Annotated in this window: 4 protein-coding genes; 1 reads left to right on the top strand and 3 read right to left on the bottom strand. The window is 48.2% G+C overall.

All coding sequences use genetic code 11. The features are described from left to right. Positions 1 to 6: 6 nt before the first annotated feature. Positions 7 to 888: a hypothetical protein gene (locus KJS52_RS26620; RefSeq protein WP_213520613.1), complete on the top strand. Its 882-nt coding sequence runs from the start codon at positions 7 to 9 to the stop codon at positions 886 to 888. Between the two features lie 383 nt (positions 889 to 1271). Here the strand turns inward: KJS52_RS26620 and KJS52_RS26625 are convergent, their stop codons facing one another. From KJS52_RS26625 to KJS52_RS26635, 3 genes are all read right to left on the bottom strand, one after another. Next, positions 1272 to 2384, bottom strand: coding sequence for a S1C family serine protease (locus KJS52_RS26625; protein WP_213520615.1), 1113 nt, complete (start codon positions 2382 to 2384; stop codon positions 1272 to 1274). An 80-nt stretch (positions 2385 to 2464) separates the two neighbouring features. Beyond that, positions 2465 to 3679, bottom strand: coding sequence for a hypothetical protein (locus tag KJS52_RS26630; protein ID WP_213520617.1), 1215 nt, complete (start codon positions 3677 to 3679; stop codon positions 2465 to 2467). A gap of 322 nt (positions 3680 to 4001) precedes the next feature. After that, complete coding sequence (locus tag KJS52_RS26635) at positions 4002 to 5684, bottom strand: ribulokinase (protein WP_213520619.1); 1683 nt, start codon at positions 5682 to 5684, stop codon at positions 4002 to 4004. Between the last annotated feature and the right edge of the window lie 430 nt (positions 5685 to 6114).

The raw sequence follows: 6114 nt of genomic DNA on the forward strand, positions 1-6114 counted from the left end.
TACTTAATGAGTAATGAACATGAACAACTGTATGCTCAACCTGATTCAGAATCATTTGAATATCGTGAAGCGTTAAGCACTTCACCAGTCGTTGTGCCTGTTCCTCCTGTTTTCGGTCCGCTTGGGGCCGGTCCATGGGGACCTGGACCTTGGGGTGGTCCCGGACCTTGGGGTGGACCTGGACCTTGGGGTGGACCTGGACCCTGGGGTGGACCTGGACCTTGGGGGCCTGGACACGGGCCAGGACCTTGGGGACCTGGGCCTTGGGGACAGCCGTTAATCGGAACGATCCCAGTTCCAGCTGTTCCCCGCGAGCAATATGATCATCTTGCTCCTGAATGGCAGCACCATGAAACTGGAGAAGAATTTGCAGAGGAAAGACCTACTGACGGACATGGTCATGAGCATGGACATGAGCATGGATCCTGGGGACACGGACCTTGGGGGCCTGGACCTTGGGGGCACGGGCCTTGGGGACCCGGACCTTGGGGTGGTCCCGGACCTTGGATTGGGCCTGGGCCTTGGGTTGGTCCTTGGGGCGGACCTTGGGGACCTGGGCCAGTAATACCTCTGCCACTTCCTATTCCTATAGGCGGACCTAGAACTCAGGACATTTTTATTAATATTGACGGTGGTACTGCTTATCCGAATGCCACAAGCACTTATCGACTTGCCTATCAGCCAGGCCTGTCAGTATACGATGCACTAAACAGCACAGGTGTTATTCAGCTGTCTCCACAAGGTCAAATCCTGGTTGTTAGCGGCGTAGTCATTGACGACAATGTAGACTATTCTATGCACTTGAACAGCCGTATGCTACCAACTTCGATGATTAATCATCAGTTGGGGCCTAGTGATCATATTACAATTGAACTTATCTACTACTAAGAGGAAATTTAAAAAGCTCGACTTTGATTACGATGCAATGCTTCGTAGTTTACTCGACATCGAATATGTGACGCTACCGAAAACTGCGGTGCTCACGTAGTTAGTGCCTACGCTGCGCTCCTCGTTTTCTAGTATCGTCCCATCTTCTCGGTACTGAAAGCCGAGCTTTTTAAATCTTGATTTGAAGTGAAATTTAAAAAAGCTCGACTTTGATTACGATGGTTTGCGTTGCAGCGTAGTCGACGGCGAATCTTGAATGCTAGCGAAAACTCTGGTGCTCACGTAGTTAGTGCCTACGATGTGCTCCTTGTTTTCTAGGGCGGACTAAGTAAAAAAGGGACGCGTCTGGTGTTAGTACCCAGAAAGCGTCCCTTGCCTTGCTCTTATTGCAGATACTTTGCTTTGCTGCTTAGCAGCTTTAATTGGTCGTCATCGTAGCCGACTCGGAATGTTATTTGCTGCTTGACGAATTTATAAGCACCTTCCATTCTTTCGTCAGCAGATAGGACGACCGTAACCATCGCTTCTTCCTCATTAAGCGAAATATGCTCATCATCAATTGAGATGTTGCGCATATGAATATAGCTGTCACGAAATTTCACGTAGCTGATGCCTTCCTGCCAATCTGCACCTAGCAGTGAATAGGCATATACATAGTCGCCAATATTTATCGCATCGTAAAAATGCTTCACTAAATAGCTGGCAAGCTGATCAAGCGGCTGCTTTTCTTCCTCCGACACATGCTCATCATCTGTGAGTGAGATGCCTGGCAGCATCGTCATCGGCTCCTTTGACCAGCCTTCGATTAGAGGCAGCACATTGACGATTGGAATACTGAAGCCGATTGAGCTGTTTTCCAAACCGGCAGAGTTAATGCCCAGCACTGAGCCGGATGTTGTATCGACAAGCGGACCGCCGCTGTTGCCATGCGAGATTGGCGTAGAAATTTGATATAGATCATTGTACGTGTATGGAGATATTTGCAAGCTGCGGCCAACTCCGCTAATAATGCCAGTCGTAACTGTGTTATGTAACCCTAAAGGACTGCCGACAGACAGCACCTCGTCGCCGACACTAGCCTTTTCGAATTTTACAAGGGACAGGCCGCCGCCCCCTGCCAGCTCGGGAACACGTACTACTGCAACATCCACTTCAGTACTAATGCCAATCACCTCTCCCGCAAGCTCGCGGGCATCAGCTGTTTTCACACGTACATGCCTAACACCCGATACAACATGGGCATTCGTAATTAAATCACCCTGATCATTATATAAAAATCCTGATCCTTGATTGCCGCTATCCGTCTCAATCATGACGACATATTTTTGAGTTTCAAAAATAATATCCTTCAGCGATTTGTTTTTTTCGCCTACAGCAATTAATGGCGCTCCATTCAGCTGCTTCGGCACAATCTCCTTTAGCTCAGCGTACGCAATTACTCCTCCGCCGAGCATTAAGAAAATTCCGAGAATGACCAGTATCGCTCGCCAGTTCATAGCTCTCCCCCTCAACCTTTCATGCTGCTGCTTGCTTATCATTCTCTGTATAGCTTTTATTGTACATGGTAAGCAATCGCTTATTCCAGGCTCCACGTTCCTTCAATAATTTCCAGCTTCAGCTCTTCCTCATATTCGATTTCTTCCGGCAGCGTTACGGAAAAGGTCATACCTTCGCCTGATGCGACATAGTCTGGCGTCACGCCAATTTTGCCGCTGCCAATGACTGCACCCTCTCCATTCACAATTTCATAGCTTAAGGAGACATTAAAGATCGCGCGAGTGGCTACGTTTTTCAAATGAGCAACAACGACGATATCTCCCAGCTCATTCATAACCTTCTCAAATTCGATCAGCTCAACTGCTGCCGTCTGATTAATATAATCCTCTGCAGCAGCCTCCTCCATTGCGCGTTGAATTCGCTGCTCCTCCGCTAAAGCATAGGAAGCCTGCTCCTGCTTCACCTTTTGCTTCAGCTCCATCAAAATGTCATCGCCGCGCACCCATCCCAACGCTTCGTCAGTAATGGTAAGCGCTGCTGTATAACGCTTGCGTTCAAGCAGCTTATTAACTTCCGCGGTTGCAGTTGTGCGTATGCGATCGGTAATTTGCTCCTTTAAAGTCGTTGCTTCTTTCCCAATCAAGCCGTTCGCAACGTTAAGCAAATTGCCAAGATCCTCAATTGTACCAAGCTTGGACAATTCATTTGTCAAGCTCAATATCGTATATTTCATATTCAATTCCTCAAGCCGCTCGCGATGTCGGTCAAATACAGGCTCCTTAAAGCCTTTAAGCTCCTGTCGCAGCTCCTCCAGCTGAGCCTCAGCCTCCGACTCCTTCCCGGATACAATCGTTTGTTCCAGCTCGTCCCCCATCCGTTCGATGCGAATGGCGTGGTAAACCATATTTTCATCCTGCGCCAGTGCTGCGAAATTGGGCCGCAATGTAATAGCCTCCTGCAATAAGCCGAGCGACTCCTCGTAATTGCCAGCCAGCGCCTCCACCTTAGCCATCGACTGCAGGTTTAACACCTCTTCGTTAATATCCAGCTCTACCTTGTAAAAATGAAACAACAATCCCGAAATTAATGAAAATAATAAAATAAAACCGACTGTAGCTTTTAAAGCAAAATTGCTGTTTCTACGCTTCACATGTTGTTTTTCCACTTCTCCACTTGCCGCAACCAAATCTTGAGCTGCTTCTTGTGCCGCAGCTTGCTCATCTGCGGGGAGCTTATGTGTATCATCAGGCCAAATTCCGACCTTTTGTATTCCAGTTATGTTGTGCTGAAGCAATTTTCTTCCGCATTGGCTACAGTATATAGCATCCTCAGCAAAGCTTCTTTGACAGTGATGACAATACACTTTCGCTCAGCCTCCACCCTTTTTCTACTCGTAATCTATATTCTACCCTAAATAGCCTGCGTTCTCCATTTCAAAAATAACCCAACTGTCATAAATGGTTCTTTTTTCCTGTTTATTTAAATCCTTTATCTATATACGGTAAAATAGGCATAAAAGTTTATAAAAAAAATCCTGCTAGAGAATTTTTTTCTCTAACAGGATTTTTGAAGTAGGATAAATGTATCTTATAAGTGAGTGTTCAAAAAGCTCGGCTTTACGGCGCGCAGCATTCAGCTGCTTTCTCTTTGATTGCCTTAAGACGCTTCATCACTTCGTTGTCTCCGCGACCAAAGTAGTCATGCAATTGATTGTACTCGGCATACAGCTTATTATAAACAGCTACATTTTCAGGAATTGGCTTAAATGTTTCCTCGCGTATCCGTGCCATTTTTTGCGCTGCTTCTACGATGTTATCGTAGCCGCCTTTTTCTGCGCCTGCTGCAACTGCGCCAAACATTGCTGCGCCTAGCGCCGGTGTCTGCCTGGAAGCTGCAATTTTAATTTCGCGATTCATTACATCCGCATAAATTTGCATTAGCAGCTTGTTTTTTTGCGGCAAGCCGCCACATGCGTAAAGCTCTTCAACTGTTACGCCGTTGGAATGGAACGCCTCGACAATTTTTCGCGAGCCAAATGCAGTAGCCTCCAGCAATGCCCGGTACATTTCCCATGGCTTGGTAAGCAAGGTCATGCCAAGCATTGTGCCTGTCAAATTCGTGTCCACCAGTACGGAACGATTGCCATTCCACCAGTCGAGCGCCAGCAGACCAGACTGTCCCGGCTTCAGCTCGTTAGCACGGCGTGTCAAGTAAACATGGATGTTTTCTCCTGCGGCTTCTGCTTCACGATATGCATAAGCCGGCACACACTCCTCAACAAACCATTCAAAAATGTCGCCAACCGCGGATTGTCCTGCTTCGTAGCCGTAATAGCCAGGTATAATGCCATCCTCTACAACGCCGCACATGCCTTCCACTTCGCGTTCTTCTTCGCCAAGCAGCAAATGGCAAATAGATGTGCCCATCGCCATTACCAGCTTGCCTGGCGTCACAGCGCCTACCGCCGGCACTGCTGCATGCGCGTCGATATTGCCTACTGCAATTGCAGTTCCTGGCTTCAAGCCAATTTTCGCAGCCATCTCCTCCGTCAGCTCGCCAGCTTTCGAGCCTAACGGCAGCACTTCCCCACGCAGCTTCGTTGAAGTCAGCTTCTCCAGGCGCGGATCAAGTGCGCTTAAGAACTCCTCGGAAGGGTAGCCGTCCTGCTTATGCCAGTTTGATTTATAGCCTGCTGTACAGCTGTTGCGAACGATATTGCCAGTCATTATTCCGACAACCCAATCGGCTGCCTCTACAAATTTATCTGCTTCCTCATAAATGTCAGGGGCTTCGTTTAACACTTGCCATAGCTTGGCCAGCATCCATTCTGAGGAAATTTTACCGCCATAGCGCTTCAGCCATTTTTCATTTCGCGCAGCAGCGATCTCATTAATTTGATCCGCTTCAGGCTGCGCAGCATGATGCTTCCACAGCTTCACCCAGGCATGCGGGTTATTAGCAAACGGCTCGAGCAAGCATAGCGGTGTGCCATTAGCATCAACCGGCAGCACCGTGCAGGCTGTAAAATCAATTCCCACGCTAATGACATCCTCAGCTGAGATTCCGGTTGCTTTCAGCACTGCCGGAATCGACTGCTCCAAAACCTCCATATAATCCTGCGGGTGCTGCAATGCCCAGTCATGCTCCAGCTTCACACCTGATGGCAGCTCTTCATCCATTACATGATGACGATAGGGGGTAACATGATCGGCAAGCTCATGCCCATTGGATAAATCCACTAACACCGCTCGTCCGGATTGTGTACCGTAGTCTACACCTATCGCATATTTGTTACTCAATGATATCTCCTCCTGTTGTGTACGACACCGCTTACATTTCGGCTGAACCCCATATTCGACGCCGATTAAGCTACTTGTGACTACCTCGCCATCAAAGCTGGGCTTTTTGAACTTCCTCTTACAATGAGTGTTCAAAAAGCTCAGCTTTCAGGACCAAGAAGATGGCACGATACTAGAAGGCGAGGAGCGCAGCGTAGAGCGTTGCTACGTGAGCACCGCAGCCTTCGGTAGCGTGACATATTCGACGTCGAATCCGCTACAAAGAAGCTGCATCGTCATCAAAGCTGAGCTTTTTGAACTTCTTCTTACAATGAGTGTTCAAAAAGCTCAGCTTTCAGGACCAAGAAGATGGCACGATACTAGAAGGCGAGGAGCGCAGCGTAGAGCGTTGCTACGTGAGCACCGCAGCCTTCGGTAGCGTGACATATTC

The sequence above is a fragment of the Paenibacillus montaniterrae genome, assembly GCF_018403185.1.
In the GTDB taxonomy this organism is placed as follows: Bacteria; Bacillota; Bacilli; order Paenibacillales; family Paenibacillaceae; genus Pristimantibacillus; species Pristimantibacillus montaniterrae.

Excerpts from the sequence above, each read along its gene's own strand:
- KJS52_RS26620 (WP_213520613.1), top strand. The coding sequence starts at position 7 with ATGAGTAATGAACATGAACAACTGTATGCTCAACCTGATTCAGAATCA.
- KJS52_RS26625 (WP_213520615.1), bottom strand. The coding sequence starts at position 2,384 with ATGAACTGGCGAGCGATACTGGTCATTCTCGGAATTTTCTTAATGCTC.